This is a genomic window from Algoriphagus mannitolivorans DSM 15301, from assembly GCF_000429425.1.
Taxonomy (GTDB): Bacteria; Bacteroidota; Bacteroidia; order Cytophagales; family Cyclobacteriaceae; genus Algoriphagus; species Algoriphagus mannitolivorans.
This window is the reverse complement of sequence record NZ_AUBV01000009.1, coordinates 170,184-196,290: the sequence shown is the minus strand read 5'-3', so window position 1 is coordinate 196,290 and position 26,107 is coordinate 170,184. Positions and strand designations below refer to the sequence as shown.

At 38.1% G+C, this 26,107-nt stretch carries 22 protein-coding genes; 1 reads left to right on the top strand and 21 read right to left on the bottom strand.

Going from position 1 to position 26,107, the window contains the following annotated elements:
- Nucleotides 1–14: 14 nt before the first annotated feature.
- The 4 genes from G458_RS0112130 to G458_RS0112115 are packed head-to-tail and all read right to left on the bottom strand — an operon-like array spanning nt 15 to nt 3,582.
- Nucleotides 15–1,058: an N-acetylneuraminate synthase family protein gene (locus tag G458_RS0112130; protein ID WP_026952146.1), complete on the bottom strand. Its 1,044-nt coding sequence runs from the start codon at nt 1,056–1,058 to the stop codon at nt 15–17.
- Between the two features lie 11 nt (nt 1,059–1,069).
- On the bottom strand, nt 1,070–1,864 hold the full coding sequence (locus tag G458_RS0112125; RefSeq protein WP_035468112.1) for an SDR family oxidoreductase: 795 nt from the start codon (nt 1,862–1,864) through the stop codon (nt 1,070–1,072).
- Nucleotides 1,861–2,556 (bottom strand): acylneuraminate cytidylyltransferase family protein, encoded by a 696-nt coding sequence (locus tag G458_RS0112120; protein ID WP_026952144.1) that lies wholly within the window; start codon nt 2,554–2,556, stop codon nt 1,861–1,863. The genes G458_RS0112125 and G458_RS0112120 overlap by 4 nt, the downstream gene beginning before the upstream one ends.
- Nucleotides 2,557–2,595: 39 nt before the next feature.
- Nucleotides 2,596–3,582: a Gfo/Idh/MocA family protein gene (locus G458_RS0112115; RefSeq protein ID WP_026952143.1), complete on the bottom strand. Its 987-nt coding sequence runs from the start codon at nt 3,580–3,582 to the stop codon at nt 2,596–2,598.
- A 205-nt stretch (nt 3,583–3,787) separates the two neighbouring features.
- Here G458_RS0112115 and G458_RS0112110 point away from each other — a divergent pair, with 205 nt between their 5' ends.
- Nucleotides 3,788–4,915 (top strand): hypothetical protein, encoded by a 1,128-nt coding sequence (locus tag G458_RS0112110; protein ID WP_157359772.1) that lies wholly within the window; start codon nt 3,788–3,790, stop codon nt 4,913–4,915.
- Here the strand turns inward: G458_RS0112110 and G458_RS0112105 are convergent.
- The 17 genes from G458_RS0112105 to G458_RS20665 all read right to left on the bottom strand — a co-directional run bounded on the left by G458_RS0112105 (nt 4,899) and on the right by G458_RS20665 (nt 26,047).
- Nucleotides 4,899–5,810 carry a glycosyltransferase family 8 protein gene (locus tag G458_RS0112105; RefSeq protein ID WP_026952141.1) on the bottom strand — a complete coding sequence of 304 codons (912 nt, stop codon included), beginning with the start codon at nt 5,808–5,810 and terminating at the stop codon, nt 4,899–4,901. The two genes, G458_RS0112110 and G458_RS0112105, sit on opposite strands and share 17 nt — an antisense overlap.
- Entirely contained in the window at nt 5,807–6,883 is a 1,077-nt protein-coding gene (locus G458_RS0112100) for a hypothetical protein (RefSeq protein WP_026952140.1), read from the bottom strand. The genes G458_RS0112105 and G458_RS0112100 overlap by 4 nt, the downstream gene beginning before the upstream one ends.
- Nucleotides 6,880–7,668, bottom strand: coding sequence for a glycosyltransferase family 2 protein (locus G458_RS20675; protein ID WP_035468109.1), 789 nt, complete (start codon nt 7,666–7,668; stop codon nt 6,880–6,882). Before G458_RS20675 ends, G458_RS0112100 begins: the two co-directional genes overlap by 4 nt.
- A gap of 5 nt (nt 7,669–7,673) precedes the next feature.
- Nucleotides 7,674–8,840 (bottom strand): glycosyltransferase family 4 protein, encoded by a 1,167-nt coding sequence (locus tag G458_RS0112090; RefSeq protein WP_026952139.1) that lies wholly within the window; start codon nt 8,838–8,840, stop codon nt 7,674–7,676.
- 20 nt (nt 8,841–8,860) lie between these two features.
- Nucleotides 8,861–10,312: an O-antigen ligase family protein gene (locus G458_RS0112085; RefSeq protein ID WP_026952138.1), complete on the bottom strand. Its 1,452-nt coding sequence runs from the start codon at nt 10,310–10,312 to the stop codon at nt 8,861–8,863.
- Nucleotide 10,313: 1 nt separating this feature from the next.
- A complete protein-coding gene (locus G458_RS0112080) occupies nt 10,314–11,378 on the bottom strand; it encodes a glycosyltransferase (protein ID WP_026952137.1) in 1,065 nt (354 codons plus the stop codon).
- Nucleotides 11,375–12,496, bottom strand: coding sequence for a glycosyltransferase family 4 protein (locus G458_RS0112075; protein ID WP_026952136.1), 1,122 nt, complete (start codon nt 12,494–12,496; stop codon nt 11,375–11,377). Before G458_RS0112075 ends, G458_RS0112080 begins: the two co-directional genes overlap by 4 nt.
- Nucleotides 12,489–13,634, bottom strand: a complete 1,146-nt coding sequence (locus G458_RS0112070) for a glycosyltransferase family 4 protein (protein WP_026952135.1) — start codon at nt 13,632–13,634, stop codon at nt 12,489–12,491. The genes G458_RS0112075 and G458_RS0112070 overlap by 8 nt, the downstream gene beginning before the upstream one ends.
- Before the next feature lie 122 nt (nt 13,635–13,756).
- A complete protein-coding gene (locus G458_RS0112065) occupies nt 13,757–15,142 on the bottom strand; it encodes a glycosyltransferase family protein (protein WP_026952134.1) in 1,386 nt (461 codons plus the stop codon).
- Nucleotides 15,142–15,798 carry a CatB-related O-acetyltransferase gene (locus G458_RS21435; protein ID WP_051287228.1) on the bottom strand — a complete coding sequence of 219 codons (657 nt, stop codon included), beginning with the start codon at nt 15,796–15,798 and terminating at the stop codon, nt 15,142–15,144. Before G458_RS21435 ends, G458_RS0112065 begins: the two co-directional genes overlap by 1 nt.
- A gap of 5 nt (nt 15,799–15,803) precedes the next feature.
- Nucleotides 15,804–16,814, bottom strand: a complete 1,011-nt coding sequence (locus G458_RS0112055; RefSeq protein WP_026952133.1) for a glycosyltransferase family A protein — start codon at nt 16,812–16,814, stop codon at nt 15,804–15,806.
- On the bottom strand, nt 16,811–17,524 hold the full coding sequence (locus G458_RS21885; RefSeq protein ID WP_169719266.1) for a glycosyltransferase family 4 protein: 714 nt from the start codon (nt 17,522–17,524) through the stop codon (nt 16,811–16,813). Before G458_RS21885 ends, G458_RS0112055 begins: the two co-directional genes overlap by 4 nt.
- 389 nt (nt 17,525–17,913) lie before the next feature.
- Nucleotides 17,914–19,710: an ABC transporter ATP-binding protein gene (locus G458_RS0112045; protein WP_026952131.1), complete on the bottom strand. Its 1,797-nt coding sequence runs from the start codon at nt 19,708–19,710 to the stop codon at nt 17,914–17,916.
- Nucleotides 19,711–19,759: 49 nt separating this feature from the next.
- Entirely contained in the window at nt 19,760–22,126 is a 2,367-nt protein-coding gene (locus tag G458_RS0112040) for a GumC family protein (RefSeq protein WP_026952130.1), read from the bottom strand.
- 12 nt (nt 22,127–22,138) lie between these two features.
- Entirely contained in the window at nt 22,139–22,978 is an 840-nt protein-coding gene (locus tag G458_RS0112035) for a polysaccharide biosynthesis/export family protein (RefSeq protein WP_051287226.1), read from the bottom strand.
- A 56-nt stretch (nt 22,979–23,034) separates the two neighbouring features.
- On the bottom strand, nt 23,035–24,339 hold the full coding sequence (locus G458_RS0112030) for a nucleotide sugar dehydrogenase (RefSeq protein WP_026952128.1): 1,305 nt from the start codon (nt 24,337–24,339) through the stop codon (nt 23,035–23,037).
- A 280-nt stretch (nt 24,340–24,619) separates the two neighbouring features.
- The gene (locus tag G458_RS20665; protein WP_157359770.1) at nt 24,620–26,047 is read right to left on the bottom strand and encodes a capsule assembly Wzi family protein; all 1,428 of its coding nucleotides are present in this window, start codon (nt 26,045–26,047) and stop codon (nt 24,620–24,622) included.
- Nucleotides 26,048–26,107 lie beyond the last annotated feature (60 nt).

The window sequence follows — 26,107 nt, the reverse complement described above, 5'->3', positions numbered from 1 at the left end:
CTTTGAATAATTGATTAAAGGATGTTTTCCCATTGGACCTGAATATCTACTTCGAGGTCGACTGCGGCTTTCTTTCCCAAAATGGAATCGTAATGTTCGGCCAAAATTCCGCCTTTTCCTGGTCTTTTCACCCAGATATTCTCTTTCGTGAATACTTCACCCGCTTGAATGGGCTTAATAGTGCAAACCGTTGCAAAGGCGAAGTCAATGGTGGGTTGTTCTTCAGCAACAGGCTTCTTTTCTCCTCCTCTTTGAAGTTGAATTAGTTTTGAGCCTTCGATTAGCTCTTTGCAAGCAATTTCATCCATGGAGCAGACAATATCCGGACCTACTCTTTGCATATGGTCTGTGAAATGCCTTTCAAGAATAGAGGCACCCAAAGCAACGGCCCCAAAGCAGGCGTGATTGGTGAGTGTATGGTCACTAAGTCCCACAACAGCTTGGGGAAATGCATCTTGCAATTGAACCATCGCACCCAGTCTTACGAGGTGATTGGGTGTTGGATAAAGGTTTGTGGTATGGAGCAAGGCAAATGGCACTTTATGCTTCTCCAAAATAGCCACTGACTTTCGGACGCTTTCCAAATCGTTCATTCCAGTGCTCAAAATCATGGGCTTTCCAAAACTTGCAATATGCTCAAGCAATGGATGGTTGTTACATTCTCCCGATCCAATTTTAAAAGCAGGTACATCCCATTTAATCAAGCGATCTGCCGCAGCTCTGGAAAATGGAGTGGAGATAAAAATCATGCCCTGAGCTTCTGTGTATTCTTTTAACTCCAATTCGTCCTCTTCGGATAAAGCACAACTTTGCATGATTTCGTAAATGCTTTCTTTGGTATGAGCAGGAATGGTATTTTTTGCCTCCCGGCTCATTTCATCATCTACAATGTGGGTTTGATGTTTGATCATTTCGACACCTGCCCTTTTTGCAGCATCTATCATTTCTTTCGCCACTGCAATAGATCCGCCATGGTTAATACCTATTTCGGCAATTACCAGAGGCGGGTAATCATACCCGATTTTTCTACCTGAAATTTCAATAAAAGGATTGTTCATATAAAAATTGATTACCAGACGGAATACCCTCCGTCTATGATTAGATTATGTCCAATGACATGTTTGGAGGCATCCGATGCCAGGAAGACCACTCCCCCATTCATGTCTGATTTATCTGCCATATCTCCTGAAGGATTCAATTGCTTGTATCGTTCGTAAAAAAGACCTTCGTGTTGGTTCCATACTCCACCTGGTGTCAAGGAGTTTACTCGAATTCCTTTATCCCCCCAAAGGGTCGCCAAGTATTTGGTTAGTGCGATTACTCCATGTTTGCTTACACTATAGGCCACAGGCTGAAAAATACCAGTACCCGGATAAATCCGATGATTTGGGCTAACTACACCATAGAGGCTGGCAACATTGATAATACTGCCTTTTTGCTGAAGAAGCATTTGTTTTCCAACCACTTGGCAGCCCAAAAATGTACCCTTTAGATTGATATCCATGATTCTATCCCAATCTTCTTCCGGAAAATTCTCAAATCCTGCCTCGAAATTTGCAGTCTTAGATTGGTTGGTACTAGCTGCACCATTGATGAGGACGTCAATTCTTCCAAATTCTGAAACAATTTGATTCACGGAGTTTTTCCAGGAATCCTGGGAAGCGACATCCAAGGAGACGGTTTTCACCATCTTTTGGTCCCAAGCTCTCTCGCTAACTATTTGGTTACATTTTTCAGCATTGATGTCTGCTAAAATGACTCGGGCACCTTTCTGAAGAAGTGCGCTCGCCATTTCTGGTCCCAGTAGACCTGCTCCTCCCGTGAGGAGGACCGTCTTTTCACTCAGGTCAAAGATATCTTTCATTTTTTTCTGTTGATCAAAAATTCTATAAGTTCAAAATCCAACTCCGAGTCAATATCTATTGCTCTTTCCCTGGGCATGGGATAAATCATGCAAGGTGCTGTACTCCAATGGGGGTAGTGATAAAGGGCTGATTTCTTGATTACAAAAGCAGCCGGTGAAAGGCTGTATACTTCCGGGGCATCCTGTCGCCTGACTATAGGCTTGGATGATTTTTTTACAATCTCGGCCAAACCGTCCGTTCTAACTTCCATCATGTTGAAATATGGATTTCTTTCCGGTTCATAACCGGTGATGACCACTTCCACATCGGAATGATCCAAGGCCATTTGAATACATCCATCAATATCTTCCGGAGTTTTTAAGGGAACAGTTACGTCCAAATCCACCAAATATTTCACTTCCTTGCCCTCTGTTTTTTCAAAAAATTCAAGTGCATGAACAAATACCGGCCATTTACTGGAAGTATCTGATGCCAAATCGGAAGGTCTCAAAAATGGAACTTTCGCCCCGGCATCCTTGGCAATTTCGGCAATTTCCTCACTATCGGTGGATACAATTAATTCATCGATAAGGTTAGAAGCTAAGGCTTGCTTAATCGTATGGTGAATGAGCGGATGACCGTTTAAAAGTTTAATATTTTTATTTGGAACTCCTTTAGAGCCTCCTCTACAACAAATGGTGGCGAGAATCATACCTTGAACTAAATTTCTCCTTTGTATTTTGCTTTGGAACTAGGAAAGATGGACAAAAGTAGAGGTTTCTGAAGATTTCTTGGCAGCCAACACCATTTTTAAACTACTCAATCCATCGGGCAAAGAGGCCAAGTTTTCTTCTTGGGTATTTTCTATGAACGCTTTGATGATCTTTACAAATCGATCATTCCTTTCATGTTGGCTAAAATCCCATGTTTTTTCTTCTCCATTGATTTTGGTTATACAGACCATTCTTTGAGCCAGGTCCCACCTGATGATACCCCCAGCCCCAGTCAAGTGGCAATATCGGACTAATTTCTTCTGCAGATAATCTAAATGAACGGTAGCCTGTGCCCCGGATTCAAATTTTATAAGGACATCCGCCAAATCCTCAGTCTCAATTTCAAGAGAATGGGAATTCTGGTAAAAAGCTCCGATCATTTTTGCCTTTCCCAATAACCAATGGAGATAATCAAACTCATGGACCAGATCCAATAAAACACCTCCCCCAGCCGATATCTTGGCACTACTTCCTAGTCTATAATCTTCATGAGGGCGCCAATCAGGAAGGTATTGTCCGACAAATGCTACCGCTGAAAAAACCGGCCCAATAACTCCAGAACGAATTAACTCTTGAACTTTCATCAAGCCCGGGTCAAATCTTAAATCGAATCCCAATGAAATTTTATGTTCGGGAGATATTTGTTGAATAACCTCGTCAACATTTTCCCAAGAATGACTCAAGGGTTTTTCCAGGAAGACATATTTGATCCCGGCTTTTAAAACCAGGTTTAAGTCAGTTATATGCCTTGAGGTAGGACTACTGATTACAGCATGTGTAAATTCCCCTTGGGCGAGGGCCGATTCAAGTGATTCAAAAACCGTTAACTCTGGCCAATCTTTTGAAAAATCTTTCCGCCGAGTTACCAAGGTGATATTTCCATAACCCAAATTCAGAAGGTTGTTGACATGCCTAGCCCCGATCGAGCCGATACCAATTACCAATACTTTAGGAAAAAAACTCATTTAAAATTTAATTATCGGAATTTCTTTGGTGCAAAATAGAAACACTTAATGCATTATTTTGTTGATTTACGAGCTGTAATGAATTTGCCATTCAGGTATGTCAAAAGTTTCTTTTTTAAGTTCGGCTACAATTGGGGTTTACTGTGTATTGGGCATAATATTTTGGTTGGTATTTCAGCCCGAAGGATTAGGAGATGAAGGACTCATGAGTCTCTATCTAGATGAAGGAAAACAAATGGGCTTCTATTCTTTCTTTTCTTCAGCCAATTTTTCGGTTCCTCATGGACTTCTAGCCTATCCGCTCTCTCTTATTTTACCAAATTTTATCGCTTTAAGGCTAATCAGTCTTATAGGAAGCATTTTTATCTGGGTTTATCTAAGTCGAAAAAGTCTCATGCGAAACTCCTTTGCAGGGCCTCATTTGGCATTTTATATCGCATCAGGATCTTTCTTGATAGGGACCAATGACACTCTGCTTTTTTGCTTTCTTGTAGTTTTTCTTTTTGAAAGCTACCTGGTCATGGAAGGATATCAAAAGGAATTGCCAGCATATGCCTATTTTTCCCTGGTTTCGGCATTTTTTACAAGAGAGTTTTCCATCATTTATTTCCCATTGGTGGCCACTGCTTTGTTGCTCATTTTCAGAGATAAATACCAATTTTATTCTGGGATGAAGATTCTAATCGGTTCGTCGATATTTTGGTTTGTTTTAAACTTACCACCATTGATCCATCAAGGCAAAATAGGGTATGATAATAAGAATATTGAAAACAAGCAGATGAATTGTACCTGGACTCAGCGGCAATATCTTTCCCAGCTTAAAGCCAATGCTCATGAAATACCGGAATTCAGTCATGTTACCTGGGAAGAAACCAGGGCATATTTAGATCAAAATGGGGAAAATTCACTTCCCCGATCATTCTCCGAATCCATTTTTTTTGATGTAAAGTTGACCCTAAAAGAGTTTGTCAAGGACTTTCTTTTTTTGATCAAAGCAGGATTTCGGAATATTGGATTGCCCATCTTCTTTCCAATTTTGGTCTTTGTGATCAACTTTAAGAAACCTTCCCTTGGAAACTATTTCGTTGGCATTGGTCAACTTGCGATGATGTGCATTTTCAGTTTGATCATCATTTCCTACATAGAAATCCGTTGGCTTGCCCCAATTTTCCTAATCGGAATTGTGGCCTTTAATCTTGGAATAAAGCGATTGAAGAACAAAAATTGGAATCTAATAAACCAGGTTAGTCTGGGTCTTTTATCCCTGTATGGAATAATGACGTATTGGAAAATGATTCATACAAGTCCGGTTTGGCTTACTTTTTTCGGCTAAAAATCTCCTTTAATTTTTTCTTAAAAGAATTCGGGATCAAAATTTTGAGGTAATCCAGTCTTTTCATACCCTCAGGGAAATTTCTTTTAAAAGGAGACCATTTTTGAAAATCCCAATAGCGCCCCTTTTCAGGATGTGAGCATTGATATTGCCAAGGTTTACTGGGTCCAGTGAAGTGAATGACCACGGGATTATTGATTGCCTCCTCAATCTCTTCCCGAGTCCATATTTTTTCCATTTTTGGAATATCGTTTCTAAAAATGATAGCCTGTTGATTTAAAGCAGGAGGTAATTCTTCAAATTTCCCATCTAGGATGGCGTTGAGAGCACATTGATCTCCGAATCTAATCGTAGAAGGATGGCTGGCAATATACTCCATGACTCTTTCGGTAATTTTTTCTGAATTCCATTTTTCTCTGTTGACCAGCATTACTCCTGAATTAAAATAGAGGCTTTCAGGACTCATTCCTAAGTCGTCTTCCCAGCGGTAAACAGGATCTGCAGCAGCGGCCAAGACAAATTTGGAATGTAAGAATTTCAGGAAAACTGATAAATCTCCACTAACTATGATATCGATATCCAGATACAGGTAATTCTTTTCTTGGATGAGCTTAGGCGCGAGCAGTCTATAGTAACAGGCAAGATTTAAATGATGGACCTTTGGGAAGGCATCAAAAACAGAAAAATCCGGATGATGTGATTGGAAGTTTGAGTTATAATCCTCACTAAGCCGCTCTAGTTTGGAAAGTTTTGAAAGGTTTGATTCCGAAGAAATTAGATGGAAATCAAAAGAAAATTCAGGATTTGATTTTACTATGGATAAAATAGTAACTGCGACATGTTCTGTGAAATTGCTGTCAGAACAAAAAACTATAGGCAATTCAAATTTTTTCAAGGCAATTCCAATTCTCTAACCAAACAAATTCCATGTTTACTGTGTGACAGCAGGTGACGGGTATAGGGGCTGCTTCGTTCTGACAAATTGTGGGAATGATCACCACCATACAAAAACCCGATTTGATTTTTTGAATAAACCGAAGATACTTCAGACCAAAACGGAAGATTGGGCAATGATCCCAATACACCTTCGTCCAAACCTACTTTTCCGTACAAAACAAGATCCCAATTTTTGTCGAGGATACTTTTCCTGATTTTGTCGTCGTCCCAATCCTGTTGAGATTCTCCGGCCTGGGCTTCAATTTTTCGGGTATAACCAAACCCCCGACCGTATAGTTGAGATGCTTTTTCTTTTGGAAAATCCTCATAAACGGCATTCAATCTTGGATAAGAAATACAGATCCCACCTGATTTTTTTGCCTCTTTATTCAGTCCAATGAAGGCAAATTCTCTGGAATAGTTTGGCCGAGGATCACAGGTCAACAGTAAAATTGAAGGTGCTTTTTCTAAGCCAAACATCTTGAAAACAGATCTTCCAAGCCCAGAACAACTCAAATGATTTTTGGAATAGGCTAAGAGTTCAACAGAAAGCCTTTGATACTCCGATTCTTGAGTCTTGGTTCCTTTCCATGGAAGCAACTTTTCGTTAATTTCCTGAAGGAGTTCCTTTGGAAAATGCTCCAAAGTCCCTTTGGGACAATTCTCAATACCTCTAAAAACAGGAAGACATCCGTTGGCGATTATTTCATAATGTCTAAGACAATCCCATCCACCTTTTTTCCAGGTGAATGCGAATCTAGCCTTTTGATACATCCGGTAATATTCGTCTTCCTGATCAAATCGATAGGTCTCCGTCAAACCCGGGATTACTTCAGCCCAAATGGTGTTTTTTTCAGGTATATTTTCGACAAACAATTCATCTGGATAAGCATATCCCAAAGAGAAAATTCTTTTCCCTGCCAATTCCTTGGTCTGAATCGGAAAAAAATAATCAATAATTCCATAGGCCTTATTCTTACTTTTTCGGAAAATCGCTCTGCTTTTCCCTTGTACTTTTTGGAAAAAATTCATCCCTTTTTTGAAATGACTTGTTTGAATAAAGTAAGTCGTTTGCCAATTCCTTTGACCAAGTATCGTCCAAAATAAAACGAAGCCATATGAATTGGAAGCTTTTCAACTTTACTCAGAACTTTCCATAGGTCAGCAGAATTACCAAAGAAAGAAGTGGATTGAGAGCCTGGCCTATAACGGTAATTTGACAAAGGCTGATTGATTCCGAATGCATCCACGCCTTGCTTTAGGATTCTTAGATGAAACACATAATCTTCAGCTTTCACCAAATCTTCCTGAACAAGAGGCACCGTGACTTTTTCTTTATCAATCATTAGCGTAATGATTGAAAATGCCGGGTTTCCCAACAAGTCTTTATATCCGATCCTGGTATTGAAAGGAACATTGCTTTTCCCCAAAAACTCCCCTGATTCGGTGATTCTTTGAAACATTGTAAAAGAGACAGCATGTTCAAATTTTTTCATAAAATCCACCTGAATCTCCAACTTATTGGGTTCGAAAGTGTCATCGGAGTCCAAAAAACAAAGATACTTCCCTTTTGAAAGTTCAATCCCTTTATTTCTCGCTGCCAATGCTCCCGAGTTGTTGGCCAGCCTGAGTGCCTTAATTCTGGAGTCCTTTTGAGCAAAGGAGTTGCAAATCTCGAATGAATGGTCAGTAGAACAATCGTCAACCAAAATCAACTCCCAATTTGAATAGCTTTGCCTGGTTATCGAGTTGATTGTTTCAGAAACATACTTCTCTGTATTATAGACTGGAACCACAATTGAAACCAAAGCATCCATTCTTGTTAATTTTGTTGATTCTTAACGTGAGCCCGAACCAGAGATGCGAATTTCCCGCTCCAATACTCTAAAGAATTGGCTTTAAATTCTTCTGAAAGATTTCTGGAGATTTTCTCGTAAAGAAATTTGTCTGTCCAGATTTTTTCTATCCCCTGGGCAAGGCGTAAGGCATCTCCGGGTGGAGAAAAAATCACGGTGTTTTCATTTCTCAGTTCTTTTGCAATACCTCCCACTTCCGTAGAAACGATCGGTAAAGCAAAAGCTCTGGCTTCATTGATGATTTTTGGAAGCCCCTCACTATACGAGGAAATTACCATCAGATGGTGAGATTTATACAGTTCAAAAAGCTGCTCACCGAAGGGCACATACCCTAAAAGAACTACCTCTTCCGAAAGGGATTCTGCAGCAATTATTTGGTCAATTTCATGCTGACAGGCTCCCTCTCCCACTATGGTTAATTGAAGAAGGAACTTTTCCCGAAGAATTTTTAAAGCGTGCAGCAAAACAGGGATACCTTTTTCTGCCTCGAGTCGCCCAACGAAAATCAACTTTAACTTTTCTTGAGGAAATTTTCTGGGAGCTTGAGCTACTTCAGAAGGAACAATACAATCACTGATCAAGTGGACCTTTTGAAATTGGCCCCGCATGATTTTATACATTTCCTCACCAACTGTAACGATCAAAGCTTCGGGGTGAAATCTTTTGGCATAGGCATACATCAATTTGGTAAACCATAGCCCCATCTTTCTTTGAATTCCACTATACCTAACTTGAATAAGTGCTTCCAAATTTTGTCTGATAAAAAGAACCTTAGGTTTATCCTTTCCAATTAGGAGAAGGATCAAGAAACTAATGGGGTGTGGCCATGTAAGCCAAAAAACATCAAATTGAAAAATCCTAGGCTTAAGGATCTTTCTGGCTTCACCAAATAAGCCCGGCCTTTTGAGAAAATCAGACACTGAAGAATAATTTGGTAGAGGCAGGATTTTTTCACTTCCATCTTTAACCAGATAATATCCTTTTTGGGGAGAGCTTTTTACCCTTGAACCTAGTAGGTACTTTTCGAAGTATTGGGTGCCCGTATGATCAATAAAAAGAACATGGGAGTCATCTCCATAAATGTTCGATTCATATTCCTTCAGGATGAAGTCATTGTAAGCAAAAATCTTCATGGGTGGATTAGAAATACCATTTAAAGTTGTTTGAGAGGCTTTTGCGCTAAAACAAGCTTCGAAGGATCAGAATGCGGTCGGGGTTTATTGCTTTTTTTTGAACTTTGGCCTATTACCACGCAGGAAACCCCCATTAATAAGGGCGTGATATAAGTTCTGGTAGCCGAATGAAATGTTGCCAAAAAACCCAAAAAATAAAAGGCAATCAATAATCCTTTAGAGATGGTATCAGGAGCCTGATTTCTATTCAAAAAGTAAATCAAAATAAATAAGGAGAATATAACAATTCCTAAAAATCCATGTTCGGCTATCAATCTGGAAAGTTCAACATGCGGAGCATAATTTTTATACTCCTGCCTCAAGTAAGTAGAGGCCCCTACTCCTACTCCCAGCATCGGATATTCCAGAAAAAGGTCCACATCTTCTAAAAAGATATCCGAGCGATTGGTCGTGATTTTATTCAAATTTTTCTCTGCACTACCGCTAAGTGTTCCTTGGGTTTCACCCATATATCTCAACAATAGCATCCCTCCTGTTACCATATTGGCGACGCTCATGACGACTATGAGGACTATTGTGACCGGGAGGATATATTTTTTGAAATTGGGAATTCCCAATCTATGCCTTTCCTGTTGACTGAGTTTTCCTAAGTAATACATGACCACCACAATCGCAATAAAAGCTCCAATCATTCCTCCTCTGGAGAAGGTCAGTAATCCTTGCCCGGTAAACAAACACAAAATCACCAGATCGAGAGATTTGAATCCGGTGACTCGGTAATTTAAAAGCCAACAGATCGCCATGATAAAGACGCCCAATCCAAGAATTGTCGAAACTTGATTGGAGCCGAATCCACCAGCAGTGGCAAAGTTGGCTCCTAATGAAAACTCAACCTCATCCAAATCCGGAGTTCGAATAATTGTAAGGATCAAAACTGAAATAATGGGTAAAACAATGAGTTTCGACCAATTAATCAGATGCTTGAGTGAAATATTAAGTGAGGAAAAAAACCAAATCGCAACTCCGATATTCAATAATCCTAAGAGATTAAATTTCAAGTCATTGAATGTCACCAATCCACTTTCATCAAAAATCACGGCAGGGATAGACAAAAGGAGGACAACAAGACCAATTATGCCTTTCCATGAATAATTTCTGCTTAATATCAATCCAAGAGGACATAAAAAAAGGAGAATATATTTCCCAAGTTCATAAGGAAGAAAAGGATCCGAACCTGCCAACCTTCCTAATGCTTCGAATGAGGCAAAATAAATGATAATTTCAGCTATCAGTCTAGGTCTTTGCCTAGAATGAATCCAAAACAAATTAATAAAGGAGTACCCCAATGCCACATAAAAAAACAAGATCATTGGATATGGGGTAAATGCAGCAGAAATCCCGAGAACTGCATGTACACAGAACCAAAAAAACGACAGTTTTTGCTTTTTTATGGAGGAAAGAAAGATTTCCATATTAATTCAATTCTTGGATAAAAGTCTGATATTTTTTTCCAAATTGTTCATCTCCATATTGGCTTTGTACTTTTTTTCTGAAATAAGACGCTTTTGTTTTTGCCTCCTCTTTATTTAAGACCACCTCTTCCATGCATTGTACCAGCTTTTCTTCTTCCCCAGGAGGGAACAGGTAGCCCAAATCTCCGTATTCCAATAGTTCACCGCAATACCCGACATTGGAACAAACAATTGGGATTTCTGCCAATCCAAGCTCTAAGATAGAAACAGGCAATCCTTCCACATCTGAAGCAAGTACCGCGAATTCAGCGCTTTCCAAAAAAGGAGAAATATTGACTTGTTCTCCAAGGAATGTGACCTTTTGATCTATCTGTAAAAGCGATATTTCCTGTTTTAGATCCTCTAGGTAGGATAGATTTTGGAGGCTACCAATCAACTCTAGATGATAATCAGGAAATCTCTTTCCAAACTTTGCAAAAGAACGGATTAAAAGTTTGTGGTTTTTGGGGGGCTTTAAATTAGCCAAACATATAATCTTAGGTTCCTTCGATTTTGATTTTGAGAACGAGGGAATGGACGGAAAATTTTCAATAAATTTTCTCGCCTTTAGGTTTGGCAAAGAAAAGTTAGACCATGAAATAAGTTCCGGGTTGACCGCAATCAAGCCGTGAATCTTATTTTTAACCAAAGGAAGAAATTTGCCGAATCTTGAATCTTTTCCGGCTAATCCTCCATAATGTGCATGCCAAATTACTTTCATTTTGGGGAAGAATAATCCGGCAATTGCTGCCCAAAAAATTGAACTGTCATGGGCATGTAGATGTGTTGGTTGAAATTTCCGGATAATTTGGATCAAGTTGAAAAAAGCTTTCAAATCCAGAAAGCTTCGTTTGTACAACTGGTCCACATTTTCCTGATCTTGAATCAAATCAATCAGTGGCCCCCTATTTCGACTGACTACCAATCGATGGGGCACCCCTGACTTTGAAAAATAATTGGCAATATTAACCGCCATTCGTTCCCCTCCCCCTATCTCCAAAGAATCAATAAGCTGTATGATTCTCATTTCAACTTTTCAATTTCGGTCTGAAATTTCTCCAAGGTGAAATTTCTTGACCATTCCATTGCCTGTTGACTCATTCTTTCGAATTTGGCTGGATTATTTTTCAATTCTTCCAGCTTATTTACAAGGATCTTAGGGTCTTTGGATACCAAAATTCCACGTTCCTCCTGGATCCCAACCATTTGTGGTACGCAACTAACTGCAGAAGTCAGGGGCAAACATCCCCAGAACATAGCCTCTGCAACAGCTTTGGGCCAACCTTCAGTTTCGGACACAAAAATCAAAAAGTGAGAATTTTTCAGCTCTTCTTTTACAATTTCTGCATTAACATTCCCTAAGAATCGAACCTTTTTCTCGAGCTTCCATTCTTTGGAAATTTTTTCAAGAGAAGACCTTAAAACTCCGTCGCCACAATACGTGAAGGTAAAATCAATTCCTTTTTCTTGAAGCATTTTTGAAACTTGAAGCCCAACAATAGGATTTTTTCCTTCATACAAAGCTCCTACAAAAACCAATTTAAGCCCTTGATTTAGAGGTTTCTTCTGTACCGATTCTTTTTCCCTTTCCCAGTAGGATGCTGTGAAAAACGGTAGAATATTTTTCGTGCTATCCGGCCAATCCCCATAAACCAATACTTTCGCATTTTTAGTCAGTATGGTAGAATTCGCAATTTTTCTTTGAATCCTATACGTCAAAGGTTGTCTGGATTGGGGATCCCAATTCCCTGCATATTTGATCGTCTTTGGTTTTCCGGGAAAAAGAACTTGGCAAAACATTCCCAAAAGCCCCATATTTCCTGGAATTCTGATGTGAATATGGTCTGCTGCTGCCATTGCCAGGAGCATTTTTACCATAATGTAAGGTACTTGGTAGGTTGCTTTCAGAATTGATCTTACAGATTGAATATCAAATGCAGGGACCTCTTGAAATTCAAGATTCCCGTGTTGGTATGCCAGATCAATCTTTTGGACAACATTTGAATCTGAGATCGGAGCCAATACACATACTTTCTCCTCTTTTCTGATCCATAGATTCATTTCTCTTACATAAGGGCCATATCCAAAATAGTCTTTCCCATCCGAAGAATGCTGAACGCATGTTATGATTAAAAATTTACCCATGAATTATTCTCCTATAAAAATTTAGGTTTTTATCAATAGTACCTTTTGAGGAAAAGGTATTCAAAACCTGAAGCTTTGCATTTTTACCAATCTCAGAATTTTTATTTCTGTTTTCAAAGGCCGTTAAAATTGTCTCCTCTATGTTTCTAACAGAAAGAGGATCGCATAAATATCCGTTTTCCAAATGGGTGATTGTTTCCGGTCCCGGTCCCTTTTGGGTAAAAATCACCACCTTTTCCATTGCCATAGCCTCCGGAGCCACCAAGCCTTGGGTTTCCATGAAAGAGGGGAAAATACAATATTCATAGTGTGCGAAAGTTTCTGGCACTTTATCGTGGTGGACAGGGGGTAAAAGACGTACAGAACCGATTAAATCCAGTCTGTCAATTAGGGTCTTCATTTTTTGGGTATAAGATGACCCATCTGGATAAAACCAATCTTTTCCATATAGATCCAATTTGGCGTTGGGGTATGTTTTAATTACCTGCGCAAAGGCAAGTATTAAATTTTCCACCCCCTTTTTTTGGCAGATTGTACCCAAGAATACCATGGAATACGATGGGGGTAGAATCTCTGGCCTGGGATAAAATTTATCAGTGTCTATTGCATATCGGATAGTCTCTATAGGATAGGATTCAATGGAATGAAATTTGGCAGTATGCATTCTCACGTAGTCCGAAACCGCGATCACTCCGTCCGCTTTGGAAAATGACTTTCTTTCTTGCCAGCCTTTCCACCAATTAATCCCTCTATTTTCTGATTCTGCAAAGAAATAATGTCCGCCATGGAGGCGAATGACAAATTTCACCCCAGAAATTTTAGAAAGGAAGGCAAATGAAAGTTCAGACCCTTCCACAATATCCAGTGGTGTTTCCCTGTGGATTCTTTTTAAATGGAAATTGAGTTTTTGAGCTATCAAAAACCAATTAATCCCAGCAAGTTGTGGGTTTTCAACTCGTATTATCCTTACTCCTTCCTCCTCGTATTCTTCAAATTGATCAGTGTTATTAGCCCCCAAAATAGTAACCTGGTGGCCTTTTTGAACGATTTTTGGTGCAATTCCCCTCAAAAACACCCCTACTCCACCTGGATTTAAGCCATTTTTGGGATACTCATGAGATAAAAAACAAATATGCATTATTAATTCCTGGGGATTTTCCCTTAATTCTACCATAGAATTTTTAGGATAAAGGATGAATTTATTCCGGAAGCCATAAAATAGGAACTATCTGGAGTACCATGCCCTCTTTAAATTGAGGACTAATTGTTTGGTATGGATTTTAAAAAGCCAATAATCCTTGAGGAAGAACTTAAATCGGATAGTTGGGATACAATTCTATCTCGCCAGATGATCCGGTCTTTTGCCACATCAGCAGGCATTTCAAGCACCGTTAAGACTTTATCTTTGATTTCCTCTTTAGAATTGATCCAAACCACGGCATCCAGATCCTTAAATGATCTAAAATGTTGGAATCTGTAGACTCGTTTTATGGACCAAGAATGTGAAGGGTTCACCTCATAGTTGAGATAAATCCCAGGATGATCAAACTGGGCGAAATCCAATGCCATGGTAGATCCCACGTTTATTACAGTTCCGCAATGTTTGGCAAGATTGACCAACATTTGAATATCCTCTGGATAAGGAAAATACCTACTCCAAAGTGAACCTTTTTTCCACAATGGAGGCAATACCTTGATTTCAGTAAATTTTTCCAGTACGTATTGATATCTTTCAAAACCCTCAACCGGTACCGGCCTAAAAATCACTTGGATTGAAGGCTCATCGATTAATGATTGAGCAATATCCCAAAGGTACTTTGGATCATGGGGAGAGGTAAGGATATCATCTCCTGAAAAGCAAATCCACTTTTTTTCAGGATCTAATCCCCACTGATTTGCAAATTCCTCTCTGGAAAGTAAAAGAGAGGAGTTAGAATAAAAGTCAAATTGTGGAGTACCCACAATCTGAATTTGGTTTTCCTGAATATCTGGGAAATATTCAAGTAACTCAGCTTTCATGTACTCCGACCAAACCAAATAATAATCTGTCCTCATTGGAAGTCTACCTTTGGGTAGATTATCCCAAGAAAAAATGGCTGTCACAGTTTTAATACCCAAATCTCTGGCAGCAAGCATCGCCAAACCTGCATTGGGTTCTCGTTGATGGGTACAAAAAACTATATCAGGCCCAATCTTTTTCAAATCATCTTGATACTTTTTGTAGGCATGAGATTTTCGGTGTTGGGCTATGATCATTTTTTCCACTCCTTCTATTTTTTCAAAAGAAGGGGAACTGCTTGCCAATGATTTGGCGAAGAAATTGGAAATCCGTCCTTTAAAGTTTTTTTTCGGAAGCCAATTATCCAAGATAGTTGGATTTTTTTTCAATTGGCTGTTTAGTTTTAGCCTGCTAAAAGCTACCGTGTCCCGCAAAAATCTTGGTAAAACATCCTCTTTGTAAAACGAAAATAAATATTGATTGAATTCAGAGGTAGTATGAATCCTTTTGGCTTGTTGGATAACTTCCTCATCCAATGAATGCCAAACAGTCACTGAATGTCCGTCTTTTTCCAATTCGCCGATGATATTGGAATAAAGGTAATTTCTGATACCAACCCCGTCAGGGATCAAAAAACAAATGTGCATTAAGGAATATTGATGTTTTTTAGATTAGGAAAATCCACTAGCCTTTTAAAAAAAAGCGGTTTTAATGCTTCAAGTTCTTCCTCGGATTTATCCCACCATTGTAAGGCTAAAAGTTCCTGGATAATTTCTTCTGAGAATCTTTTTCGGATCGGTCTAGCAGGATTGCCTGCCACAATGGTATACGGCTCCACATCTTTGGTCACTACTGAACCAGCAGCCAAAATAGCACCGTCTCCTACCGTAACTCCTGATAAAACAATCACTCCTTGTCCAATCCATACATCGTTACCGATTAAAATTGGCTTTTCAGTCTTCAATGATTTAAGGTCCCCTTTGAAAAGTTGGGAGTTGATATAGGTGGTCAGGTAATCTATGGGATGATTTGTGGGATGAAAAGCTACGTCCCTACCTATTTGACAATACTTTCCAACCTTCACTTTTCCTCCAAAAAAATTATTGGTTCCCAATGTAGTTCTGAAGCCAAGTTGGGTGGAATCCGAGAAGACACAACCTTCCGGAACCAAATTTCCCCCCTGAAACTCTACATGGTGAACTCCTCTAGTCCAGAAAGAAACCTTGGCTTTTTTATCAATATCTATTTCAGTATGAATCCATTGATGAAGTTTTCGCCAAATTTTAAATTTTAGAGAATTCATATCAATCAATAAGGTTCATGGATACCCAGAGTTTTAAAAAATTGTTTTCTGAATTTATAGAATAAAAGTATAAATAATACTCTTCCAATTTTCACCTGCCATTTGGCGAGACTTTTGGATGGAGGAAGGATAATTTCAGGTTTTGGAAAAGATTCTAACTTGGTTTTCGCCAAGGTATCTCTCATCCAATCTTTAGGTGTATTTCCAAGATGGAAAGCAAAATTCCCCAAAGTAGCCAATCGAAGTCGTCCTGAAAGGTCATTTGGATCATCCAGGTATGCTTCCTCACTTCCTCCTTGTACTCTAAACTGGCAAACTTTTGTTGGTGAATGCTCGAAAACTTCCCTTCGGAAAGTTCCTACAAAATGTCCACAGCCTACTACGGCCTCATTTCCATTATTTTCTACCACCAGATACTTTTCCAAATGGATCTTTTGATAGAGATTGGAACCGACACTTTCTTGGAAATTTATCAACCCTTCCGGATCAACGACTGGCCTGAATTTTATTTTTCCCTTAAACAAGCCATAATAAAGAGTACTTGCAGTACTGTAAAGAAAACCTTTGCTACTTGGAACAGGACTAACCATACCAGCTTCCGGAAAAGTGACAAAAATCTTTTCAACTTCACTTTGCCAATTGGGAAGAAACATGACATCCGCATCGGTGATGGTCAACAAGGTCTCTAAATTGCTTTTGACGATGGAATAAATCGCGTTAATCTTTCCAAGGTTATTTTGAGTATAAAAAACCTGATCAATCAAGTGGGGATAATCAGCTTGATAAGAATAAACCAACTGATTTACCTCATTGCAACAACCATTAAGAATAATTGAAACCCTTGTTTTGGAATGAATTGTTGCTAATACTGAATCCAAACACATACAAAAAATCTCCGAAGAATTTTTGAAATATTCATCCTGGAGGTTGGGGATATAAACAGATATTATTATTCGATGGGTAGTTTCAATTTTAATTTTAAAATCTTTTTTGGAAGGGTTCTCTCCTTGTCTCATGATTTATGGATTAAGGAAATAATCTGTTCAGAAATTGAATTCAAAGAATATTCCTTCAAGTACCTTTCTCTTAGCCTGGATGAATAATCCAAAATTCTATCTTCTGACAAAGCTTTTATTTTCTTTATCTGAAATAGCAATTCTTCCTGATTGGTGAAAATAAATTCATCAAATCCTGTCAGCCTTTTTCTCATGGAACCAATTGGCCTGCTTAGAATAAGCTTGCCAGCTGCCATGGCCTCAATGCCGATCATAGGTCCTGTCTCATGCAGAGAATTCAAAATAAGGACATCAAATTGACTGTAAATTGTTTCAATATTATCTGGACTTACAAAGCCTTTAATCTGAACGTTTTGAATTTTCTCCTTAGCTATGATGTCCTTAAAATGGCTTTCTAGTTCACCTTGACCAAAAAGAAATAAGGTTAAATCAGGTAACTGAGAAAACAATTTGACAACTGGTTCAATCTGTTTGACAGGCATGAAAAGCCCCACCATGGCAAATCTTTTTACACTTTTGGTCAGGGGAATCAATTTGAGCCTTTCCTCTTGCAAGCAGCTTTGATCAATGAAATATTGTGGGCAATTTGAAACCAAACCTGGAATTAGATCAGTGGAATGAAAAATATATGCTCTTTTTTCCGGAGAAATAAATTGATTGTCCTTCAGGATTTTACTATAAGAGTTAAGTGTCCCAGTATACCTAATCATTACCCTGTTGGGAAGATTTGATTCAAAAATCCTTCTCTCTTTGGAATCATCGGTGATGAACAGAAATAAATGAGAAAACCCTTCGGCAAACTTTTTCCAGGAATTCGATTGATAAAATGAATCACGTTTGAACTTAAAAATTCTTGAATACCATATCCTTAGAATGAAGGCTTTCAGGGTTTTTGGGACGGATTTTTTGAATCCCAGGATCAAATCAAGAGCCTCTAGGCAATCAATTTTCCCAAAATATTTTCCGGAGAAATTCGGTGTATAAACACAAACTTCAAATTCCTGTTGGGCAAAAAGTTTGGCCCAAACTTTCATTTCCTCTAGCCTTCCTCCTACTCCTTCTTTATTTAGAGGGCCGACCAATAATATCTTGGGATTACTCAAAATTCCTGTAATTGAACCATCCTCTTGAAATCCACATCTGATTCCATTAAGCTTTCAAAATTTCCAGAGGACTTTATTTCTCCATTACTAACAAGGTAAATTTTGTCAACATTTTTAATAGTAGAGAGCCGATGTGCAATAAGAATCAAGGTATACTTTCCTTGGAGGGATTGGATATTTTCCTGAATTACTTTTTCGGAATCTGAATCCAGTGCTGAGGTTGCTTCATCAAAAACAATAATTTCAACCTCTTTGAATAGTTCACGGGCAATAGAAATTCTCTGTTTTTGTCCTCCACTAGCTTTAACACCATTATCCCCCAACATTAAATCTTCTACTTCTTTGGCTTGAGAGACAAACTCAAACAGATTTGCGAGTCTGATTGCTTCCCAAAACCTGTTTAGATTTTCTGGAGTTTTAGGGGCCCAAAAAGTCACATTGTTATAAACAGTATCGTTGAAAATGACGGGTTCTTGAGTAATATACCCAATCTTGGACCGAAAAGATTGGAAATCCAACTTTTCTCTGTCTTTTCCATTAATTACTATTTTTCCGCTGGTCGGAGTAAATAAACCCACAATTAAATTTACCAGGGTTGTTTTGCCACTTCCACTAGGTCCAACAAAGGCAATAGCCTCATTTTTTTGGATAGAAATACTTATCGATCTGAGAATATCTGATCCATCTTTAAACCTAAAGTAAACTTCTTTCAATTCTACAGATTTTAAGGAATGAACCTTTTCATCTGGCACCATGCGATTATCTGCACCTTGACCAAATAATTCAATCATCTCATTAGCGGCAACAATTCCCCCATATTGGGAAATAAAGGTTTGCCAACTTGACTGAATGGAAATGACATAATTTAGAGCCCGGTAAAAAAACATTAAGCTCAAAAGAATGGTAGCAATAGAACCTCCAAACAGATTAATTTGAACGGCAATTACTATTATTACGATAATGAGAATAATTGGCTCCCGCATTCCATTTAAAAGAGAGTTGTAAAAACCAATCCGCTTTTGAAGGTTTTCTATATTGTTTATTTGATCAACTAGTTTTTCCCGATAATTTTTAAAATAGGAAGTCGCTTTTAGGTATTTGAAATGCTGAACAGCTTGAATCAGGTAGGATTGAAATTGATGGCCTTTGGATGAAATCAAAATTGAGGCAGTTTCAGTCCTTTTAAACAGAATTTTAAAGAAGATATTAGAGAGAAACCCGCCAATACTCACCAAAAGAGCAAATTTCCAATCAGAAAATAAAGCAAGGCCAAAATAGACAAAAAGCAACACCACATATTGAAGGGTATTGAAATAACTAATGAATGCCCCGGTTACTTTATAAACTTCTCCAGAGAGCGTATTTTGGATTCTTCCTGCATCTAGTCCAACAAAATTTTGATAGCCTATTCCTCCCAAACCGTCCAACATTTGAAAGCGGAGTTTCTTAACAAAGGAAATTTGAAGCTGAACTTTGTAATAGGAGTCCATGAATTTGAATACTCCTTTTAGGAGAAAAAGAAAAGTCATGAAAATTAAAATATTGGTCACATTCAACTCCAATCCAATATTTCCCATTGAGTCAATTAAAAAATCAAGATCTCCTAATTCCGGATTTGAATTTGAATCCCTATCAACTGCTACCTGGATGAGTGGAATAAATAAAGCTAATCCAAAACCATCCAAAACCCCAACAATAAAACTGAGAATAGAGAGTATGAAAATCCTATTTCCTAAATATTTATAGAAGTATTTAAAATACTTGAAGCTGCTTTCACTCCAATTCAATCTCATATCCAAAAGAAAGGGGTTTGAAACTCAAACCCCATATAAAATTCATTTATTACTTTTTCTTCTTATCCTCTTCATAATAACCATAGCCGTATCCGTAGGAATATCCATATCCATAGGCTACTTTATTGGATTCAACACCGTTGAAAAGAGCAAAAATATTTTTTATTCCCTTATTTGTTCTGAGTCCATTAACAGCATCAATAAAAGATCTTTGACTATAATTTTGTCTGAAGACGAAGAGGCTACAATCTACCAGCGTCAATAGATCCAAAGTTTCACTAACAAGCCCAACCGGTGGGGTATCTAAAACTATTACTTCAAAATTTTCTTTGAGTGTTTCCAAAAGTGAAGCAAAACTATTGTCAAAGAGAAGTTCGGCGGGATTCGGAGGGGTTGGGCCAGAAACGATAACTTCCAGGTTTTTATACTTCGTTGTAGATACAATATTTTTCCAATCTTTTTCCTGGCCACTTAAAAAGGTAGAAAGTCCAATTTCATTGTTGAGATCAAAGCTTTCAAAAATCTTTGGTTTTCGCATGTCGCAGCCTACAAGTACTGTTTTCTTTCCTGTCAGGCTATATGCCGCAGCAAGATTCATTGCACAGAAAGTTTTTCCCTCTCCAGAAATTGTACTAGTTACTAAAAAGGTTAATTGAGTATCTTTTTTCAATATGAATTTCATATTCGCTCTCAAGGAGCGGAAGGACTCAGAAATTCCTGATCTTTTTTGTTCTAGAACAACCAAAGGATTACTAGATTTTTTATTAAGTAAAATGGTACCTAATAAAGGTATTCTTAGTTTATTTTCCAGAAATTGTACATCCTCAATTTTTGTTCGAAATAATTCTCTAGTCGCAATAAACGCAATAGGGAAAAACAACCCAAGGATAATTGCTATCAAATAATTTTTCAATGGGGTGGGACTTATTTGATATCCACCTTTCGCAGGCTCAACGATCTTATTGTTTGCTTCATTAGAGGCTTTAGATATTGCTGCCTCTGCCCTGCGCTCCATTAGATAATTATATAAGTTCTCACTCAAGCTAAACTCCCTTTGAAGTCGAATGAGTTGCTGTTCTGTTTCTGGCAAATTTGAAAATGATCTGTCAATTTGTGCAATTTGGTTGTCAAGATCTTTCAATAAAGAATTAGAATTTCTTTCAATATTTTGAAGGTTTTCCAAAATAGAGCGGTTCAAATCTTTTATTTTCCTATTGACTTCTATCACAGCGGGTGCAGCTTCAGTTTGGACCGCCAACATTCTAGACTTCTCAGCCTGAAGTTCCATCAAGCTTGTAATCAAACCATTAAGAAAAGGATCTTCAATTCCAATACCAGAAGGAGCAATAATATCCTGATAGTTTTCTTGAGTTAGATATGTTTTTAAATTTTGGTAATAATTTCGTTTAAATCTCTCTTGAGTTCTTTGATTTTCATATTCCATTAGTCTTTCATAAACAGAAGAACTCTCGGAACTAAGATTGTAGGTTCTATTTGAAGATCTGAAATTCTGGAGTTGGTTTTCAAAAAACCTCAAAGAATCTGCAACTCCAGCTACTTGGCTATCAATGAAATTAACGGTTTTGCTGGCAGATAGATTTTTTTGATCCAATTCCATATCCAAAAAAGTATCCATCAAGGTATTGAGATAAATTTCGCCTTTTTGGGCATTTGGAGTTTTTACAGAAAGCAACATAATTGATGCCCCTCTTTCGACAGGTTCAATTTCTAAGGAACCTGAATAATACGAAGCCAAAGAATTCAAATCCCGAAGTTTGAACATCACAGAGCCTGAGGTCTCCGTGGATATCTTCATGATTTTTATTTTTAGTTCATTATTTATGAGCCAATCGTTGAATTTTCCGGTGATTGGTTCAGGATTGAATCCAAAAGAAACTTTGCTTCCATCTGGAAGTAATTTGTTGTAATGGTCCTCGATGAAAGAAAGTTCGTATTGATTGTTGTCTTTCCATTCTAAATTTATAAGACCATCAATTACTTGAGGACTTTTCCAATCAACTTCTATTAAAACTGGTTTATTGTTATATAATTCAGTATCTACAAACCTACCATCCTGAAAATATTCAACTTGAAAATCAAGCTTTTTGAGAACTTCTAAAGCTACAGGTTTAGATTTGAGGATTATGGTTTCATTCTGAAGCCCCATCGAAGAATTTTCTATAAGAGATTGAGAACCGAAAATGGCCAAAGGTGATTCTTTCTCTTTGATAAAAAACATACTCTCCACCTTGTAAAGGGGAATGGAGGTCTTAGTATAGAAGAAGCTTAAAACCAAACAACAAACTATAAATCCTAAAATATATAGCCATTTTTGGAAAATTTTTAAAAATATAGTTTTAAGTTCATAACCGGATTCTTCCACTATGAAGTCGTTTTCGTTTGTTTCAAAATTCATAAGAAATGGATGTTACTTAACTATCGTTAGTATAAGGGCGATAGTGGAGACGGTGGAGGTAATTAAAGCCAAAGATTGAATAAAATTCGTTCCTGCCCCTAGCTCTCTGACTTTAAGCGGTTCGGCATAAATCACATCATTTGGTTTGATAAAATAAAATTCGGAATTCAATAGATTTCTGTCATTCAAATTGATTCTATGGATTTGACTTCCATCGGGATACTGTCTCAAAAGTATCACTTCATCACGTTTTGCAATTGTGGTCATATCCCCTGCCGAAGCCAATGCTTCAAAAATGGTTACCCTATTTTGAAGAATCGTGACTTTGCCGGGAGCATTAAATTCCCCCAAAGCAGAAAACCTAATACCACCCAACCTAACTCTGATAAAATAGTTATTATCCGGAACATATTTTTGGACCTTTGATCCGATTAAATCCTTTGCCTCATCAAGAGTAAGTCCTACAATTCGCAGTTTTCCAAGCAACGGGATTTCAACCATCCCTTCTTCATCCAAGGTGTATCCATTGAGATAGAACAAATCGCCACCATTCGGCCCCATATTCATATTCATATTGGATTGTTCTCCAGATATTATGCTGAAGGTTTTGTTTAGTTCCTCACTTGGTGTTTTTATTGTGATTTCAACAATATCGTAGTTTTGAAGTCTATATTTTTCCTCCTCATATGGAAAGATTTTGCTGGAATAGGGTGTTGTCTGCTGACCTGTATCCAAATCCTGAAGATATAGTAGTTTCTTATTTGATACACAGGAACTACTGAAAATCAGAAACAACAGCAATATAGAAGAGCAACCGGGAAGGTAAAAGCTCTGAAATTTAGATGATATCATTCAAATTAAAATTTGGGTAAAAATATACATTTTTAAGCGAGATAGAAGCAGACTTCTTACAATCTCGCATCCACCTTTTCTTTATCCAAAAATCCCTTCACATCAAACACAACCTGTTGCGGGGATTTCTGAATAGACAAGGCATTAAATTGTCTATGAGCTACTGCTAGGATGATTGCAGAATAGGCAGATAATTCTGGGGCATGATCACCTGATGTAATGGAAATCCCATACTCATGCTTTACTTCCGCAGGATTTGCCCAAGGATCATAAACATCCACTTCCATGTCAAAGGACTTCAATTCTTGGTAAATGTCAATCACACGCGTGTTACGGACATCAGGACAATCCTCCTTGAAGGTAAAGCCAAGAATCAACACTTTTGAGTCAATGACTTTTAGGTCTTTTCGCATCATCAGTTTGATGACTTCTGTTGCGACATGTTTACCCATGCTGTCATTCAATCTTCTGCCAGCCAGGATAATTTCAGGATGGTACCCTACTTCTTGAGCTTTTTGAGCCAAGTAGAATGGATCCACGCCAATGCAATGACCTCCAACCAAGCCCGGCTTGAATTTCAGGAAATTCCATTTGGTACCAGCAGCTTCCAGCACCTCCTGGGTATCAATACCCAAAAGATTGAAAATCTTGGAAAGCTCATTGACAAAAGCAATGTTGATATCCCGCTGGGAATTCTCAATAACCTTTGCCGCTTCGGCTACTTTGATAGAGGAAGCTTTATGAGTACCTGCGGTGATCACTTGACGGTAAAGCTGGTCCACATACTCGGCAACTTCCGGAGTACTTCCTGAAGTCACTTTTAGAATTTTGGCCACCGTGTGCTCTTTATCACCCGGATTAATTCGTTCCGGAGAATAGCCTGCAAAAAAGTCTGAATTGTATTTTAGCCCAGAAACTTTTTCCAATACGGGCACACATTCTTCCTCCGTTACTCCCGGATAAACAGTAGACTCATAGATGACTACATCTCCTTTTTGAAGATACTGACCGATATTCTCTGAAGCTTTAAGCATCGGAGTTAAAACTGGTCGGTTGTACCTGTCGGTCGGAGTAGGTACTGTCACGATATAGACGTTACAATCTGCCAGTTCACTACTCTCAAAAGTTGGAAAAAGACCTTTCCCTTTTGAATTAGGAGACTGTCTAACAACAACTGATTGAAGAAGTTCATTTTCTACTTCCAGAGTAAAATCCCTGCCATCTAACAAGTCAATGACTCTTTTTTTGTCAATATCATATCCTACTACAGGAAACTTTTTGGCAAATTCAACTGCCAAAGGTAGACCTACATAGCCCAAACCAATGATTCCAATTTTTACTTCTCTAATTGGCTTTAACATAGAAAAATGATGATGAATAGACTCTTAATTTTGATAATATAAAGCTTCGCCCGGTCAGTCCCTAGACTTAGCAAAGTACTTCCAGATATTTTTTGGACTACCGTTTTTGGATATAGAGATTTTAGATCAAAAAAGGAAGGCGCAAAACATCCTGCAAGGGCACTATAATGAGTACCAAAATTACTCATTTTGCATTTACCTCCTAATTGGTCATTCAAAAGATTAGACCAATATCACTAAAGTGTCCTATTTACTATAAATTGATTTGGTGCTCTTCGATTTAACGGTGGCTTTTCAAGGAATAAATCAAATTGATTTGTCCCATGAAGCGGTGGGTCCAAGGGCTTCCTTTTATAGATGGTGGTGGATTTTGGTAGGATTCCCATTGAAAATTATTAGAACCTACCCCATCGATTTTAGAGCTCAGCGTAAGACGAGACCATTGCTTTTCATAGATTAACCCAATTCCAAAATCCACCCATGGATTGGCATTTTGCATTTGCCCAAATGCCCGATAGAAAAAATCCTGATTGTTTTCAAGCCGAGAAAAACGAATTCCTATTTTGGATTCATTGTTTGCTTTAGAAACTTCTAATAGCTGACTGTTGCTTCCAGTTCCGATTCCTACCCCCAATCCCTGGCCAAAGTTTGTAAATCCTCTGGAAGTTCCATGGGTATGCCAGGTTAAATTTCCTCCAAGTCCCAAGTATCGGATGTAGCGATTTACTGATTCCTGCTGATGTACAATTTCTCCTCTGAACTGGAGGTAATTATTTGGTCTTGCTAGGGAAACCAACTTTTGAAAGCCTAAGATATAGGCTCTGGCATGCTCAGGATTTAGGATAAATTCCCTCCAATTAAATGAATGATCCCTTCTTCCGAATTCAAAATAAACTTCAGCTTTCGCTTTTTTTGAAACTATCCTGGCAAATACACTAACCTGTTGATCTGTACCCTTGGAGTCATAAACAAGGCTATTTCCATTTTCAAAAAAATTCTCCTTTTGAAAGATCTCAAATATTGGAAAGTAATCCTTAAAGCTATTTCCCAACAAATTATTGTTTACCTGAAAAGTCCGATTTAACCCAACATAAATTCCTTTTAACCATTTCGGCTGATAATTAATTGTAAATCCATTTAGATACCTCCAATCTGACTCAAAAGGAAGAAAATAGGTCTGATTTAGCGCATCATGCTGAGAGGGATCAAAAAATGAATTCTCCAATCTTCCCACAATTACCTGACCCTCAAATGACCCTAAAAAAGTCTTTAATGGGTTAACTGTATTGAAACTCACATGTGGAAAACCAGATGCATTAGCACTGAATATCAAAGAATTAAATTGCCCTGGGCCCCAGGAAATATTTTGAGTACCTATATAAAACTCCAAACTTCTTCCACTCCAGGATAACTTTGACTGACCCCACCAAATTTTTGAATAGGTACTTATCCCAAACCTTTCAGGATTATCTCCATTGTTCCAATAAATAAACCTTGCATAGGTCACTTCTGGGCTTAAATTTTGGGAGAATCCGGGAAAAGGTTTGTTTTCCGCAAAAACCACCTCAGGGGAAACTTGCAAACTCACCTGTCCCAATCTTGCAAAAAATCCTAAAGTCAAATATCCCTGATGCCCAGCTGCTGGAACCATCAGTCTATCCCCATAGGTAGTTAAGTTATCCGGGTTGAACCTATAGGAAACCTGCATCGGCAATAGTAAAATTTCACTTTTACCAACAAAATTTTCCCTTAAATAAGGTTGATATTG

Coding starts and splice junctions, on each gene's coding strand:
- G458_RS21885 (WP_169719266.1), bottom strand. CDS start 17,524: ATGATTAGGTATACTGGGACACTTAACTCTTATAGTAAAATCCTGAAG.
- G458_RS0112130 (WP_026952146.1), bottom strand. CDS start 1,058: ATGAACAATCCTTTTATTGAAATTTCAGGTAGAAAAATCGGGTATGAT.
- G458_RS0112110 (WP_157359772.1), top strand. CDS start 3,788: ATGAGTCTCTATCTAGATGAAGGAAAACAAATGGGCTTCTATTCTTTC.
- G458_RS0112100 (WP_026952140.1), bottom strand. CDS start 6,883: ATGAATTTTTTCCAAAAAGTACAAGGGAAAAGCAGAGCGATTTTCCGA.
- G458_RS0112055 (WP_026952133.1), bottom strand. CDS start 16,814: ATGAGACAAGGAGAGAACCCTTCCAAAAAAGATTTTAAAATTAAAATT.
- G458_RS0112040 (WP_026952130.1), bottom strand. CDS start 22,126: ATGAATTTTGAAACAAACGAAAACGACTTCATAGTGGAAGAATCCGGT.
- G458_RS20665 (WP_157359770.1), bottom strand. CDS start 26,047: ATGCAGGTTTCCTATAGGTTCAACCCGGATAACTTAACTACCTATGGG.
- G458_RS0112080 (WP_026952137.1), bottom strand. CDS start 11,378: ATGAGAATCATACAGCTTATTGATTCTTTGGAGATAGGGGGAGGGGAA.
- G458_RS20675 (WP_035468109.1), bottom strand. CDS start 7,668: ATGGATGCTTTGGTTTCAATTGTGGTTCCAGTCTATAATACAGAGAAG.
- G458_RS0112045 (WP_026952131.1), bottom strand. CDS start 19,710: ATGAGATTGAATTGGAGTGAAAGCAGCTTCAAGTATTTTAAATACTTC.
- G458_RS0112115 (WP_026952143.1), bottom strand. CDS start 3,582: ATGAGTTTTTTTCCTAAAGTATTGGTAATTGGTATCGGCTCGATCGGG.
- G458_RS0112090 (WP_026952139.1), bottom strand. CDS start 8,840: ATGAAGATTTTTGCTTACAATGACTTCATCCTGAAGGAATATGAATCG.
- G458_RS21435 (WP_051287228.1), bottom strand. CDS start 15,798: ATGAATTCTCTAAAATTTAAAATTTGGCGAAAACTTCATCAATGGATT.
- G458_RS0112035 (WP_051287226.1), bottom strand. CDS start 22,978: ATGATATCATCTAAATTTCAGAGCTTTTACCTTCCCGGTTGCTCTTCT.
- G458_RS0112030 (WP_026952128.1), bottom strand. CDS start 24,339: ATGTTAAAGCCAATTAGAGAAGTAAAAATTGGAATCATTGGTTTGGGC.
- G458_RS0112120 (WP_026952144.1), bottom strand. CDS start 2,556: ATGATTCTCGCCACCATTTGTTGTAGAGGAGGCTCTAAAGGAGTTCCA.
- G458_RS0112075 (WP_026952136.1), bottom strand. CDS start 12,496: ATGGGTAAATTTTTAATCATAACATGCGTTCAGCATTCTTCGGATGGG.
- G458_RS0112070 (WP_026952135.1), bottom strand. CDS start 13,634: ATGCATATTTGTTTTTTATCTCATGAGTATCCCAAAAATGGCTTAAAT.
- G458_RS0112065 (WP_026952134.1), bottom strand. CDS start 15,142: ATGCACATTTGTTTTTTGATCCCTGACGGGGTTGGTATCAGAAATTAC.
- G458_RS0112085 (WP_026952138.1), bottom strand. CDS start 10,312: ATGGAAATCTTTCTTTCCTCCATAAAAAAGCAAAAACTGTCGTTTTTT.
- G458_RS0112125 (WP_035468112.1), bottom strand. CDS start 1,864: ATGAAAGATATCTTTGACCTGAGTGAAAAGACGGTCCTCCTCACGGGA.